The sequence below is a fragment of the Bradyrhizobium sp. SZCCHNS3016 genome, from assembly GCF_032484535.1.
Taxonomy (GTDB): domain Bacteria; phylum Pseudomonadota; class Alphaproteobacteria; order Rhizobiales; family Xanthobacteraceae; genus Bradyrhizobium.
On sequence record NZ_JAUETE010000001.1, the window covers coordinates 97529 to 111743 of the forward strand.

The 14215-nt window shown below is 66.9% G+C and carries 13 protein-coding genes; 8 read left to right on the top strand and 5 right to left on the bottom strand.

What is annotated here, in order from left to right; genetic code table 11:
* Nucleotides 1-805 precede the first annotated feature (805 nt).
* Nucleotides 806-1423, bottom strand: a complete 618-nt coding sequence (locus QW881_RS00445) for a TetR/AcrR family transcriptional regulator (protein ID WP_316158109.1) — start codon at nt 1421-1423, stop codon at nt 806-808.
* Nucleotides 1424-1526: 103 nt separating this feature from the next.
* Between QW881_RS00445 and QW881_RS00450 the strand changes: the two genes are divergently transcribed.
* The 4 genes from QW881_RS00450 (at nt 1527) to QW881_RS00465 (ending at nt 5099) form a co-directional block, all read left to right on the top strand.
* Complete coding sequence (locus tag QW881_RS00450; protein ID WP_316158108.1) at nt 1527-2225, top strand: PspA/IM30 family protein; 699 nt, start codon at nt 1527-1529, stop codon at nt 2223-2225.
* 60 nt (nt 2226-2285) lie between these two features.
* Nucleotides 2286-2561 (top strand): YiaA/YiaB family inner membrane protein, encoded by a 276-nt coding sequence (locus tag QW881_RS00455; protein ID WP_315716622.1) that lies wholly within the window; start codon nt 2286-2288, stop codon nt 2559-2561.
* 262 nt (nt 2562-2823) lie between these two features.
* Complete coding sequence (locus QW881_RS00460; RefSeq protein ID WP_316158107.1) at nt 2824-3828, top strand: hypothetical protein; 1005 nt, start codon at nt 2824-2826, stop codon at nt 3826-3828.
* Nucleotides 3825-5099, top strand: coding sequence for a hypothetical protein (locus QW881_RS00465; RefSeq protein WP_316158106.1), 1275 nt, complete (start codon nt 3825-3827; stop codon nt 5097-5099). Before QW881_RS00460 ends, QW881_RS00465 begins: the two co-directional genes overlap by 4 nt.
* On the opposite strand, the gene QW881_RS00470 is transcribed toward QW881_RS00465, so the two are convergent.
* From QW881_RS00470 to QW881_RS00480, 3 genes are all read right to left on the bottom strand, one after another.
* A complete protein-coding gene (locus QW881_RS00470) occupies nt 5026-6606 on the bottom strand; it encodes a hypothetical protein (RefSeq protein WP_315754595.1) in 1581 nt (526 codons plus the stop codon). The two genes, QW881_RS00465 and QW881_RS00470, sit on opposite strands and share 74 nt — an antisense overlap.
* A 410-nt stretch (nt 6607-7016) precedes the next feature.
* Nucleotides 7017-7868, bottom strand: coding sequence for an SDR family NAD(P)-dependent oxidoreductase (locus QW881_RS00475; RefSeq protein WP_315754597.1), 852 nt, complete (start codon nt 7866-7868; stop codon nt 7017-7019).
* A gap of 151 nt (nt 7869-8019) precedes the next feature.
* Nucleotides 8020-8409 (bottom strand): winged helix-turn-helix domain-containing protein, encoded by a 390-nt coding sequence (locus QW881_RS00480; protein ID WP_315754599.1) that lies wholly within the window; start codon nt 8407-8409, stop codon nt 8020-8022.
* A 100-nt stretch (nt 8410-8509) separates the two neighbouring features.
* Here QW881_RS00480 and QW881_RS00485 point away from each other — a divergent pair, with 100 nt between their 5' ends.
* The 4 genes from QW881_RS00485 (at nt 8510) to QW881_RS00500 (ending at nt 13770) form a co-directional block, all read left to right on the top strand.
* Nucleotides 8510-9634 (top strand): alkene reductase, encoded by a 1125-nt coding sequence (locus QW881_RS00485; protein ID WP_315755146.1) that lies wholly within the window; start codon nt 8510-8512, stop codon nt 9632-9634.
* 102 nt (nt 9635-9736) lie between these two features.
* Complete coding sequence (locus tag QW881_RS00490) at nt 9737-10216, top strand: GFA family protein (RefSeq protein WP_315754602.1); 480 nt, start codon at nt 9737-9739, stop codon at nt 10214-10216.
* Nucleotides 10217-10476: 260 nt separating this feature from the next.
* Complete coding sequence (locus QW881_RS00495; RefSeq protein WP_316158105.1) at nt 10477-12141, top strand: thiamine pyrophosphate-binding protein; 1665 nt, start codon at nt 10477-10479, stop codon at nt 12139-12141.
* A 246-nt stretch (nt 12142-12387) separates the two neighbouring features.
* Nucleotides 12388-13770, top strand: coding sequence for a M20 family metallopeptidase (locus QW881_RS00500; protein ID WP_316158104.1), 1383 nt, complete (start codon nt 12388-12390; stop codon nt 13768-13770).
* Nucleotides 13771-13862: 92 nt separating this feature from the next.
* On the opposite strand, the gene QW881_RS00505 is transcribed toward QW881_RS00500, so the two are convergent.
* Entirely contained in the window at nt 13863-14024 is a 162-nt protein-coding gene (locus tag QW881_RS00505; protein ID WP_315754608.1) for a hypothetical protein, read from the bottom strand.
* Nucleotides 14025-14215 lie beyond the last annotated feature (191 nt).

A 14215-nucleotide genomic window follows, 5' to 3' on the forward strand; every position in this document is an offset into this window, starting at 1 on the left:
CGCGACGACGGGGACGGCGCTCGAAATCGCTCCAGTTGGGAGAGCATCTTGGACCGGTGCAACGGTCTGCGCGGCTCGGGCCGGCGGTGACGGCACCGTTGCCGTGGTTGCAACCTCCGCACGGCCGTTGGCGGAGAGCGCAGCGGTCCACCGCGTCGGAAGTTTCGTCGCTGCAAAGCCGGCCACGCCTGCGGCGACAGCCACGAGCCCCAGTATGCTCAACGCGCCGAGGAATCGTCGCTCCCGTGGCGGCGGGGAAACCTCCTGCACGCCGAAACGGGACGCAAATTCCGCAGGCGAGGGCCGGTCGTGCTCGTCGCGCCACGATTGTTCATACAACGTACGCCGGCCATCGTCGTAACCGGACGAGAATGGCGGATCGTGGTCGTCGTTGGGCGCACGCAAATGTCTCACGATTTCCCCCTTGGCTCGCGCGTCCTGGACTCGTTGGCGCTTTTTCCTGATCGCGCGGCGGCCATACGCTGCAGGCTCTGCCGGCCGGATGAGCGTGGCCATGCGCCGAGATCTGCGCATGTCACACGAACTAACACTCGTCATCGAGCGTTGGTGGATCGGCAGTTCCAGACATGTTGTCTGGAACAAGTCCGAACGTCGGCATGATACTGCGAAGCAATGGGGCGGTTGTTTGTTCTCGCCGTCAATTCCGGCTGAACAAGGCGGGAGCCGCGCCGCCGGGGCAGCAACTAGCTATCACAGCAGGCAGGAGAGAAATGCCGTGAAGCAGTCGTGTTTGATCGTTGGCGTCAGGCGTCCGATGACGCTGCGCGCGACGCCAAGCTGCGCGTCACCGGCCGGTCGTCTCCTCCGCCGCCAGTCCCGTCACCATCGCCTGCACCATGGTCGCGATCTGCTGGCGGAGGGCGGCGAGCGGAACGGCGATCAGCTTCTGCTCCAGCCCGAGCGCGACCATGCCGTGGACCGCCGAGAACAGGCTGCGCGCGGTGACGCTGATGTCGTCGAACGAGCGCTGCGGAAACAACGCCGCCAGCGGCTGGTGGATGTGACGGAACAGGTGCATCTGGTCGGCGATGGCCCAGTCGGGCAGCGGCTTCTCGGGCGCCATGCGATGCTCGAACAGCGCGCGCCAGAGCTCGAGATTGTGGGCGGCGAAGTCGCAATAGGCGATCGCGATGCGCACCAGCGCAGCCTCTGGGCCCGGCGGCCCGGCGCTTTCGGCCGCCGACAATTCCGCGTCGAGCCGCGCCAGGGTGCGTGATCCAACCATCAGCACCAGCTCGTCGACATCGGCGACGAGATTGTAGACCGCGCCATTGGCGACGCCGATCTCTTGGGCGAGATCGCGCGTCTTCAGACCGACGAGACCCCGCGTGCGGATCATCCGCTCGGCGGCTTCGATCAGGGCTTCGCGCTGTTTTGCACGTCTTTCCAGTGTCTTGGACATTGTTAACCAAAATATTGAGCGACGCTCAAAATATTCCTTGAGCGACGCTCATGATTGCGTTAGAAGAAACTCTATGAGCAATGCTCATAACAGGGAGTTCACAATGTTCAAGACCGTTCTGACGCTGTTTCGGGGAACCGTGGCCGTCGCGGAGGAGGAGCTGCAGGACCGTACCGCACTGGTGATCCTGGATCAGCAGCTGCGTGACGCCGCTGCCGCCGTCGATCGCAGCAAGCGCGCGCTGGCGCTGGCCATCGCGCAGGACCAGCAGGAGGGCAAGCGGCTCGAGGCGACCCTGGTGCGGATCACCGATCTCGAGGTGCGCGCCACCGCAGCGCTCGACGGCGGCCGCGAGGATCTGGCCCGCGAGGCGGCGCAGGCGATCGCTGGCCTCGAGGCCGAGCGTGACGCTGCCAGGACGGCGCGGGCGCTGTTCGCGTCCGAGATCACCAGGCTGAAGAAGCATGTCGCCAACGCCGAGGCGCGCATTGCCGAGCTTGATCGCGGCCGGCGGATTGCGCGGGCCTCCGAGGCCGTGCGCAATCTGCGCCGCGGCGGCATCGAGGCGGCGCGTCCTTACGAGTGCACGCTGCCCGAGGCCGAGGCGACGCTGAAACGGCTGCGGGAGCGGCAGATCGAGGCGCAGGCCGCCGACGAGGCGCTGATGGAGCTCGATGCCGCGACGGGGCCGATCACCACGGCCGAGAAGCTCGCCGAGCAGGGCTTTGGCCCGCGCATCAAGACCACTGCCGACGACGTGCTGGCGCGGCTGAAAGCCGGCCGTACTGCACCGGCCAACTGAAATTCGTCACCACCGATCGAAACGCACCAGCCAACCTGATTGTCATCATAGGAGCCGACCATGAACCAGAACACCCAGCCCCACAGCAGCGCCTTCATCACCTTCTCCTACGCCTCGTTCGCCGCCTCCGCTTTCCTCGTCGCCCTCGGTGTGTTCTTCATGCCGATCGATCTCTGGATGAAGGGCTATCTGACGATGGGCATCGTCATGCTGGTGCAGACTTGCGTCACCCTGACCAAGACCCTGCGTGACCGCCACGAGAGCGGCAAGCTCGTCAACCGCATCGAGGACGCCCGCGCCGAGCGCCTGCTGATGGAGGTGTCGAAGGCGGCGTGAGCAGCGGTTTCCTCGCCTCTTCCCACTCGCGGGTAGAGGCCGGATTGCATCGAAGATGCAATCCGGTGAGGAGGACACTCCGCGCGTGCCGGGAAGCGGTGGATGCGATGGCGTCCACCGCTTGCGGTCGTTCAACCTGCGTTTACCGTCACTGACGCTCCGTCCTGCGTCATGATCATGAATTAACGGCGCGGAGCATATGTCGTGAACTTTAGGCACAGCTTCGGCGAGACGTTTCTGATCGGGCAGGTGGATGAGGACAATGAACGTCGTCGCAACGGCCAGGCGTATCCACGACAATGTCGGCTTCTGGCTGACGGCGCTGGGGCAGGAGGCGATGGACCTGTCGCTGCGCACCCATGCGGAGTTTCGCACGCGCATCGTCGAGAGCCCGGGCACGACCCTGGACGACGCGGCGCTGGCGGCGCTCGTGGCCGATCTCCGCACCGTCGCCGGCAAGACGCTGCCCGCCGGCGAGCTCACCTATGGCATCTTCTCAGGCGAGCGCGACCCGCTCGCGCGCGCCATCATCACGGTGGTGTCGGAGGAGGCGGGCGGCCGGCCGATCGCCTTCAATGCGCTCGCGGTGATGCAGGTCGAGCGCGACGGCGACACCCAGCAGGTGATCCATCTCGGATTGGTGATGGTCGACCCGGAAGCGCGCGGCAAAGGCCTGTCCGGCGTGCTTTACGGCCTCACGACGCTGCTGCTGTTCATCCGCGACGGCCTGCGGCCGAAATGGATCTCCAACGTCACGCAGGTGCCGGCGGTGGCCGGCATGGTCTGCGAGACCTTCTCCGACGTCTATCCGTCGCCGCTGCCGCAGGCCCGACAGAGCTTTGCGCATCTTCAGCTCGCGCGCGGCATCATGCGGGCGCATCGCGCGGTGTTCGGCGTCGGCGGCGAGGCCGGGTTCGACGAGGCGCGCTTCATCATCACCAACGCCTATACCGGCGGCTCCGATGCGCTGAAGAAGACGTATGACGATGCGCCCAAGCATCGCGACGCCATCTACAACGGCTTCTGCGCGCGCGAGCTGGACTACACCAGGGGCGACGATCTGCTGCAGCTCGGCCGAATCGATCTCGCCGCCGCCCGGCGCTATCTGCTGCGCGAGATCCCCTCCGGCTCGCTGCCGGCGCTGCTGGCGACCTCGGCCGTGCTGGCGCTGCAGCGGATGATCCTGCCGCTGGTGCATTGGCTCGACGACACCAGGACGTTCGGCACGCTCCGTCCGCGCCTGCAGTCCGGCGAGCCCGCGCCATGACGGCCGGCATCGTTGCCGACTCCGTCGTCAACCTCTGCGGCGCGATCGGCCTCGCGGTGGCCGCCGCCATGCTGCACCGGCGCGACCCGAGGGGACCGCTGACGGCGCGGCTCGTCGTTCTGCTCGGGACCGTCGCCTCGCTGTTCCTGCTGCGCGGCGTCGCCTGGTGGACGGACAATGCTTTTCTCGACCGCGTCTCGCTGATTCCGGCGGCGCTGATCCCACTCGGCGCGCTGGTGGTGACGGAAGGTCTGTTGCGCCGGCACGCGCATCGCGCGCTCAAGGCGATCGCGCTGGCCGGCGGCGTGGTGCTCGCGCTCGCCGGCGCGCTCGGTCCGGTCGAGTTCGAAAGCCATCACACCATCGTGCTGTCGGCCTTTCAGCTCGCAGGCTTTGCGACCTGCGCTTGGCTGCTGCTTCGCCGCGACCGCGCGAGCCTGCTGACCTGGGAGAACCGCGTCATCGATCGCGTCGCGTTCGGCGCCGTCATGGTCATTCCCTTCATCATCACCGATTTCCGCGTGCTGGCGCCGAGCATGCCGGTGCGGCTCGGCGCATTGGGCGCGCTGCTGGCGGTGACCGCGATCCTGATCGCCGGCGCCAGCGCGGAGACGCAGCGTCAGGGCGGGCTGCTGACATTGTTGCGGATCCTCGGCGCCGCCCTGCTCGGCGCTGCCGCGGCAGCGCTGTCGCCGGACGTCGATACGGCGCAATTGATGCGTTTCTGCGCGGTCGCGGTGGCCGGCGTGCTCACGATCGGGCTGATCGGCGATGCCTTGCGCGCGATGCTGCAAGCCCGCGAGCCGGGCGTGCTCGACTCGATCGGGGCCTCGATCGCGGCGACGCGCGACGAACTGATCGCCGAGCTCACGCGCCAGCCGGTCTTCGAAAGCGCACGCCGCTGTCGCGAGGATGAGCTGACCGCCTATGATCCGCCGCTGCTGCGCGACTTTCTCGCGTCAAGCCGTGTGCTGCGCCGGGCCGATGCGCCGTGGCGGCGGGCGGTCACCGACCCCGTTGTCGAGCGCGTGGTGGCGCTGATGGATGCGCGGCATGCGACGCATGTCATCGTGCTGTCGCACCGGCCGGTCGATCTCATCGTGCTCGCGGTCTCCGTGATCTCGGCCGATCCGGCCACGGAAACCGCGCTCGCGCTCGTCGGGCGCCTGCTGGTGCAGGCGCCCGAGCGACAGGTGATCACGCCCACATGTGATGATGCTGATGCTGTGACATCTCCATCATCGGCCCCTCCATCATCGGACCGTCCATGACCAGGGTTGCCGGCGCGGCGCTGCCGTGTGCCGGCGCGGCGCTGGGAAGCATGATCACGTTCGAGGCGGGCGCGCTGGTGATCGCGGCCAGCAGCGCGGCGGCGTCGGCACTGTTGCCGCCGCCGGTGGTCGCCAGCACCTGGCCGATCGTGGTGCCGTCGACATTGTAGGCGCCGCCATTGACCGGGATGTTGTTGCCGCCGACATCGGCTGCGTTCTGGTGCATCTGGTCGGCGGCCGCGGCGACCAGCGCCTTGTTGCCGGCCTGGAAGCCTTCGAGAATCTTGGCGATCTCGGCGCCCAGCGTGCTCTGGTCCCCGAGCAGCTCGTTGTCGAAGCGGGCCTGGAAGATGCCGCCCTGCGCCGCGTCGAAATCGGTGACGTCCTTCTTGAAGGTCATCAGGTCGGCGGTGACCTTGGCCATCGCGGCGGCGTCGCCGGAATTGACGGCTGATATCGCCGCCTTGCCGAGCGCGTTGGACTGGGCGATGAACATGGCCCAGAAATCGGTCTGTGCCTGGTTGTCCTGATAGGCCGGCGTCGGGTTAAGGAAGTCGCCGAAGCCGCTCCAGCCGTTCAGGCCGTTCTGCTGCGCCATGTTGGCGAGATTGGTGTCGCCGGCGACGATGTCGATGATGTCAAGGAAGTCGTCGTTCAGCGCGCGGCCGATGTCGACATTGCCGGCCGCACCGTTGATGTGGGTGTTGACGAGCGCGAGCTGGTCGATGATGGCGAGCGCGTGCACGCCGGTCAGGCCGCCGAACTGCAGCGGATTGGCGGCGACCAGCGCATTGAGGCCGGCGATCAGCGCGTCGACATCGTCCTGGATGACATCGACATTGCTTTCGTTCACGCCGCCGATCAGCCGGTTGGCGGCATCGTTGAAGATCAGGCCGAGCTCGGCCAGCGTGCCCTTGGCGGCGGTTGCGGCCGTCACGCCTTCGGGCAGCAGCGCCGGCGCCTGCAGGAAGCCGGTGGCGCCGTCGGCATTGGTCGCCTTGCCCGCAAGGTTCGGATCGTTGTTGACGACGTTGAGGATGTCAAGATGCGCGTTGCGCAGCGCGGTCTCCGCGGCGGCGATGCTGCCGAACGCGCCGCCGCCGGTCACCGAAGCCATCGCGGCATCCTGCGCGACCGTGATGTCGGCGAGGATCTTGTTGATGTTGGTGAGCGTCTGCCCGGTGAACTGGCCGGCGGCAACCATCGCCTTCAGGCCATCCTGAATTACGGTGAGATCGCCAGTGTAGTTGTAGACGCTGCCAAGCCCCTGGCCGCCTTCCTCGACCACGTTGCGCCACAGTCCGCCTTCGAGAAAGCGCGTCGCGTCGTTGAAGACGACGCCGAGATCGGCGAAGCCGAGCGCGGGCGCCGGCGGCGTGGGCGGCGTCGGAGGCATTGGCGCAGGCGCCGGCTGGCAGTGATGATTGTGATGATGATGGTGGTGGTGGTCGTTGTGATGATGGTGACCGTGGTGACTGTCGTGATGGTGACGGTGATGGCGCGACATGTCCGACGTACTCCCCAAAGCTGCGCACCACTGCGGATGAGCCGAAGCAACGGGGCGCGGCTGACGCGGGTGCGGATGATGAGGGCTATCTGCTGCCTGCTTCGTGGCTGCTTCGCGCAGGGATTGTGGAATGCGTCTGCGTCAGATTGTCGTGCGGCGTACGGGTGGCGCTCCCGCAGAGCTGCGACATCTCACCGCTTGACGGTCGAGGGGCGCTTCAAGAGCCGGCGACCAGCGGCGACGTCGCGCCCGCGGCAAATCAGTGAGTTGCAAGAGCGTTCGACCGTAGCGATTCGGTCGATGGGTAGACGTCCCGAACGCACGCGGACCGCCTTGCGACGATCCGACGCGTCTGGGAACTTGTGATGAGACCGGGAGCAGCTACGCGCCGCCGCTCCGATGTGGCCGGATCATGGCGATATCTTTGCGAACGCCGCGAATGCGTCGGTGTAGTCGGCATGCCAACGCGACAGCGGCGGCCGGTTCTCGACGATGTCGGAGGCCGCCCACAGGATACGCCGCTCGTCGAGCGCCCGCGGCACGTCGTTGTCAGGGCACAGCACGTAGAAGTCGCCGGCCGCGACGCGCTCCAGCATGAAGTCGACCGTCTGCTCCGGCGTCCAGGCGGCGGCCGGCTTCTCGACGCGGCCATTCGCCGTCAGCGGTGTGAACACGAAGCCCGGAATGAACAGATGCGCCGTCACCTGGCAGCCGGGCGTGTTGCGCAGCTCGTGCTGCAGCGCCTCGGTGAACGCCTTCACGCCGGCCTTCGAGACGTTATAGGCGGGATCGCCGGGCGGCGTGGTGATGCCCTGCTTGGAGCCGGTATTGATGATCAGCGCCGGCTTGCTCTGCGCGATCATGTTGGCTGCGAACACCTGCGAGCCGTGGATGATGCCCCACAGATTGACGTCGAGGATGCGCTGCCAATTGTCGTCGGCAAGCATCTTGCTGCCCGGCTGGATGCCGGCATTGTTCATCAGCACGTCGATCGCGCCGAAGCGCTGCCGCACCGCCGTTTCGAGCGCGACCACGCTGTCCCGGTTGCTCACATCGACCGTGGCGGTCATGACCGCAGCCTCGCCACGCTTGGCCGCAGCCGCGAGCCTGGCGGCGGCGTCGCGCAGCCGGGCCTCGTCGACATCGGCGATGCAGACGTTCATGCCGCGCTCTGCGAAGCGCATGGCGGCGGCGAGCCCGATGCCGGAGGCGCCTCCGGTGACGACGGCGGTGTGGTCGGCGGACAAGGCAGGGTGAGACACGGCAGGTTCTCCGGCATGGCGACGAGATGCTGGTGTATGACGTCTTGGCGCGGCCGCAAGATCATCCGGCTGACGGCAAGACGGTTTTTTGCGGCTGCAACGCGAGGCGCATCAGTCCAGTCGCGGATGCATCGCGTCGGCTGGAACCGGCTTACGACGCGGCCCTGGCCCCGCGGGTCTTCCTTGGCTTCTCGATGTCGCTGCGCAGCGCGGCGAGATCCTTCTTCACGGCGTCAGCTGCGTCACGCTCGATGCGCCGGTAACGTTCGACCAACTGCGCGCCGAACGTCGTCAGCACCGCGCCACCGCCATTGCGGCCGCCGGTCTGCCGCGCGACCGCGGGCTGCCGGCATACCCGGTTGATCTCGTCAACGAGGTCCCAGGCCCGCTTGTAGGACATGTCCATCGCGCGCCCGGCCGCAGAGATCGAGCCGTGCCGCGCGATGTTCTCCAGCAGCGCGATCTTGCCCGGCCCGATCCGGCTGCCGTCATCGAGATCGATGCGCAGGCTGAGGGAGGGGAGGGCGTTCGCTTTCGGCATGGAGGGTCTGCTCGTACTGACGTGGGGCGGACATTGCCACCATCATCTTTTGCGAACAAGATGACCGCAGTCGACAATCACAATGACATCTGGGGACGAAATGCTGCCTGCGCTGTTTTCACCGCTCACGATCGGTCCGTATCGCCTCAAGCATCGCGTCGTGATGGCGCCGTTGACCCGCATGCGCGCCGCAAGGGAGACCCTCGCGCCGCGGCCGCTCAACGTCGAGTATTATGCGCAGCGCGCGACGCCGGGCGGCCTGATCATCGCCGAGGCCTCGCCGGTGCTGCCGACCGGCACCGGCAGCCCGAACGTGCCGGGCATCTACAGCGCGGCGCAGATCGCGGGTTGGAAGCAGGTCGTCGACGCGGTGCATGCCAAGGGCGGAGTCATCTTCCTGCAGCTCTGGCATGTCGGCCGCGTCTCGCATTCTTCGTTCCAGCCGGGCGGCGCGCTGCCGGTGGCGCCGTCGGCGATCGCGATCGGCGACGATCTCAAGGCGATGACGGCGGACGGCAAGCCGGCGGCCTACGAGACGCCGCGCGCGCTGGAGACGGACGAGATCCCCGCGCTCGTCGCGGCCTATGGCCAGGCTGCGCGCAACGCGATCGCGGCGGGCTTCGACGGCGTCGAGGTGCATGGCGCGAACGGCTATCTCATCGAGCAGTTCCTGCAGACCCGCAGCAACCAGCGCACCGACCGGTATGGCGGCGCAATCGAGAACCGCTGCCGCTTCCTGCTCGAGGTCACGCAGGCGGTGATCGACGCCTGCGGCGCCGACAAGGTCGGCGTGCGGCTGTCGCCCTATGGCATCGCCAATGGCTCCGGCGAGGCCGAGCCGATGCCGCTCTATACCTACGCGATCGAGGCGCTTAACAAGCTCGGCATCGCCTATCTGCATCTGATCGAGCCGCGCTCCTCCGGCGCCGGCCGCGCCGACGTCAACTGGCAGAACGTGCCGTCGGCCATCGCTCTGTTCCGGCCGCTATGGAAGGGCGTGCTGATCGGCGCCGGCGGCTTCACCGGCGAGCCGGCGGAAGCCGCGATCCAGGCCGGCCACGCCGACGCCATCGCCATCGGCCGCTACTTCATCTCCAACCCGGACCTGCCGCGCCGGCTGCGGCACGGCTGGCCGCTGACGCCGTATCACCGTCCCACCTTTTATGGCGGCGACGCCAGGGGCTATACCGACTATCCGGCCTATGACGAGATGGCGCCCGCTTAGCTCGACTGCGTCACGAGAGCCGAGCAGTCGCGTTTTCATTGTCATTCCGGGTTCAAGGCCGGTGGCCTTGCCCCGGAATGACGCCGTGGATGGATGCTTGTCATGCCCAGATCCGCTCCCGCCGGCATCGCCTCCGGCCAATGCCTGTGCGGCCGCGTCGCCTTCGAGATCGACGTCCCGGCGCGCTGGGCCTGGCATGATCATTCATCGCCCAGCCGCCGCGCCCATGGCGCGGCCTACGCCACCTATGTCGGAAGCTGGCGCAAGCGCCTTCGCATCACCTCGGGTGCGGATGCGATCACCCGCTACGAGGACGACGCCGCGAAAGCCACGCGCAGCTTCTGCAGCAGCTGCGGCTCGCCTGTGTTCTACGAGCGCGCCCGCTCGCCGCACATGGTGAACATCCCGCGCGCGCTATTTGCAGCACGAACCGGTCGCGAGCCGCTCTATCACGTTGCCATCGAGGAGGCGCCGGATTGGGCCTACACCGGCGCGCCCCTGGTGCCGCTGAGGGGTTTTCCCGGCGTGGTCTGGCAGCGCGCGCAGCGCAAGAAGCGCGGCTCGCGCGAAGGGATGTTCTGATCCGCGGGCAGCTTGGCATCGTCACAATGAGCGCACTCAAGGAGCCGTACTGATTGGCAAGGTCGTGACATGATCTTAGCCGGAGCCATCGATGAGAAGCCGGACCAACGGCCCCTCCGCCGTCATTGCGAGGAGCGTCAGCTCCGAAGCAATCCAGACTGCCTCTATGACAGACGCTGGATTGCTTTGCTTCGCTCGCAATGACGGAGTGAGAGCTTGCCGAGAACGAACAAGGCCACGACCCAGAGGAAAACGCCACCATGAAGAACCGCACCACCGGACGCTCGGCCTTCCTGGCGCTGCTCAAGGATGAGGGCATCACGCATCTGTTCGGCAATCCCGGCACCACCGAATTGCCGATCATGCACGCGCTGAAGGACCATCCCGATCTCACCTATGTGATGGCGATGCAGGAGAGCCTGGTGGTGGCGATCGCCGACGGCTTCAGCCGCGCCTCGGGACGCCTCGTCGCCTGCAACGTTCACGTCGCGCCGGGTCTCGGCAACGCGATGGGCTCGCTCTACAACGCGCAGTTCACGGGCACGCCGATGATCCTCACCGCGGGCCAGCAGGAGCAGGGCCACGGCCTGATGGAGCCGCTGCTCTACGGCCCGCTGGTGCGGATGGCCGAGCCGCTGGTGAAATGGGCCGTCGAGGTGACGAGGTTGGAGGACCTGCCGCGCATCATCAGGCGCGCCGCCAAGGTGGCGACCACGCCGCCGACCGGTCCCGTCTTCATCTCGCTGCCCGGCGATATCCTCAATGATGAAGCCGGCATCGAGCTCGGCCGTTCCACCCGGATCGATGCGCGCGTGCTGCCGGCCTCTGGTGCGTTGCAGGCGCTGGCGCAGCGCATTCTCAAGGCGCAACGGCCGGTGATCATCACCGGCGACGAGATCGTCAAGAGCGATGCGCTGCGGCAGGCGGCCGAGTTCGCGTCGGCGATCGGCGCTCCCGTGCATCAGCAGTCCGCGCCCTATGGCGCGCATTTCCTGTCCGAGCATCCCTGCTACATCGGCTCATTGTCGCGTGTGCAGAAGCAGGTCCGCGACCTGCTCGCACCACACGATCTTCTCATCGTGCTCGGCGCCGATCCCCTGCGGATGTCCGTGCATAGCGACATCGAGCCGCTGCCCGAGGGCTTGCCGATCGTGCAGATCGGCCTCGTCGATTGGGAGCTGGGAAAGAATTTCGGTGCCGAGATCGCGCTCAAGTCCGACGTTCGCGAGACGCTGCTTCAGCTCACGCCGCTCTTGCGCGAGCTCGGTGGCGCGGCCCTGCAGGCGCGTGCTCAGGAGCGCGTGGCCGAATTGTCCTCGAAGAACTGGAGCGCACGGCGCCGGACGCTGGCGGCGCAGATCGAGGCGGCCCGCGAGCGGACGCCGATCGACCCGGACTATCTGGCGCTGCAGGTCGCCGAGGCGATGCCGGAGCACGGCATCCTGGTCGACGAGGGCCTGACCTCGGCGCGCTACATGACGGCGCTGTGGCCCTATCGCGACCGCTACAATTATCACGGCCTCGCCTCCGGCGGCATCGGCTGGGGCCTGCCGGCCTCGGTCGGTGTCAGTCTCGCCAATCCCGATCGTCCGGTCGTGTGTTTTTCCGGCGACGGCAGCGCGATGTATTCGATCCAGGCGCTGTGGACCGCAGCGCATCACAAGCTGCCGCTGTCGGTGGTCATCGTCAACAATGGCGGCTATCGCATCATCAAGCAGCGGCTGCTGTCGTTCCACGGCGACGACAACTACATCGGCATGGATTTTGCCGACCCGCCGGTGGATTTTGCAGGGCTGGCACAGTCGCTCGGCTGCGAGGCGATGCGCGTCAGTGATCCGCGCGAGCTGAAGCCGACCTTGTCGGACTCGTTCCGCAGGCCCGGCGCCAGGCTGATCGAGGTGATGGTCAGCCACGCGGTGAATTGAGAGACTGCGCCTCTGGATTGTCAGTTGACCACTTTCGTCCGGGACGAGGACGGGGCTGGCGTTACACGGGCGGGCGAGGAGTACCGAGCAAGCCGCAGCACGATCCAACCACCGAGTTTGATGGCAGGCTACGCGGTTCCGAAATCCGAGACTTGCTTGATATCAGCATTGAATTCAAACCCAGCCCCTTCCGCTCGCCGCGCGATCCCGATATGACGCCGCCTTCGTTGTGACTGGAAAAGCGCCATGACCAGGATTGATGCAATTGCCCGTGCCCGTCAGAGCCTGACGAGCGGTGACTTCTTGGCCGAGCTCGGCCGCCGGGTCGCCTATCGCACCGAGAGCCTCAATCCCGAGCGCAAGGACGAGCTCGCGGCGTATCTGACCAAAGAGCTGACGCCGTCCTTTGCCGCCCTCGGCTTTTCCTCCGAGATCGTGCCCTCGCCGAGCGGCAAGTCGCCGTTTCTGATCGCGACCTACCACGAGAGCGACAGCGCCCCGACGGTGCTCAGCTATGGCCACGGCGACACCGTCGACGGCATGGCTGGTGAATGGCGCGACGGCCGCGATCCCTGGGCGGTGACGCCGGCGGGCAATCGTCTCTATGGCCGCGGCACCGCCGACAACAAGGGCCAGCACAGCGTCAACATGGCGGCGCTGCGCGCGGTGCGCGAGGCGCGTGGCGGCAAGCTCGGCTTCAATGCCAAGTTCATCATCGAGATGGGCGAGGAGATCGGCTCGCCCGATCTCGCCAAGGTGGCCGATCTGCATCGCGACGCCTTGAAGGCCGACGTCTTCATCGGCTCGGACGGCCCGCGGCTGTCGACCGCGCGCCCCACCATCTTTCTCGGCTGCCGCGGCGGCATCCGGTTGCATCTCGACGTCAACCTGCGCGAGGGCGGCAATCACTCCGGCAATTGGGGCGGCGTGCTCGCCAATCCGGCGACCATTCTGGCGAACGCGATCGCCACGCTGGTCGACGGCCATGGCCGCATCAAGCTGGAGTCGCTGAAGCCGCCGCGTCTCACCAATGCGATCCGCGCCATCCTCGCCGACGTGAAGGTGGAGCCGACCGCCGACGAGCCGGCGCTGTCGGACAATTGGGGCGAGGAGGGGCTGACGCCCGCGGAGCGGCTCTATGCCTGGAATACGCTCGAGGTGCTCGCGATCTCCTCCGGCAATATCGACAAGCCGGCGAATGCGATCCCCGGCCGCGCCCGCGCCGTGCTGCAGCTGCGTTTCGTCGTCGGCACCAAGGTCGACAGCATCGTGGCCGACGTGAAGAACCATCTCGCCGCGCATGGCTTCCCGATGATCGAAGTCAGCATGGCGCAGAGCTTCATGGCCTCGCGCGCCGACATCGACAGCCCCTGGATCAAATGGGCCGCGGATTCCATCAAGATGAGCACCGGCAAAGCGCCCGCCGTGCTGCCGAACTTCGGCGGCTCGCTGCCCAATGACGTGTTTGCCGACGTGCTGAAGATGCCGACCATGTGGGTGCCGCATTCCTATCCGGGCTGCTCGCAGCACGCGCCGGATGAGCACATTCTGCTGGATGTCACGGAGGAGGCGCTCGGCCTGATGGCCGGGCTGTTCTGGGATCTCGGCGAGTTGCAGAAGCCGTTGTGAGGCGAGAAAGGGGGCATGAGCACACATCTCTTGGCGTTATCGGTGCTCACCTCTCGCTGTCTGAGGCGGGGGGAGCGACGCGCCGGTCGTGTTCAGCGCCTGCGGCCGCCCTTCGAGACGGTCGCCTTCGGCGGGCTCCTCAGGGCGAGGACTGGTGCCTTGGCGAACTCCGTGGTGACGTGCATGGTGAGGAACGCCGCGCCGATCAGGAAGATGGAAGGCGGGCTTGCTGCGCGCGGCGCGTCTCGAACCACGAGGCCCGTGTGCTGTGCGGTTGCATTGCCGCGTGCGGGAACCACCCGAGTGAGACTTTCGTCTGGTCGAGGGGCTCGCGAGCCCCTCGCAGTTTACCATCCCGACGTTCGGCGCTGCCGTTTCAGCCCGAACGTCTTGTCGAAGGGGACGCGGGACAGGCAATTTGTCGCGATCGTCCGAGGACGTCCCG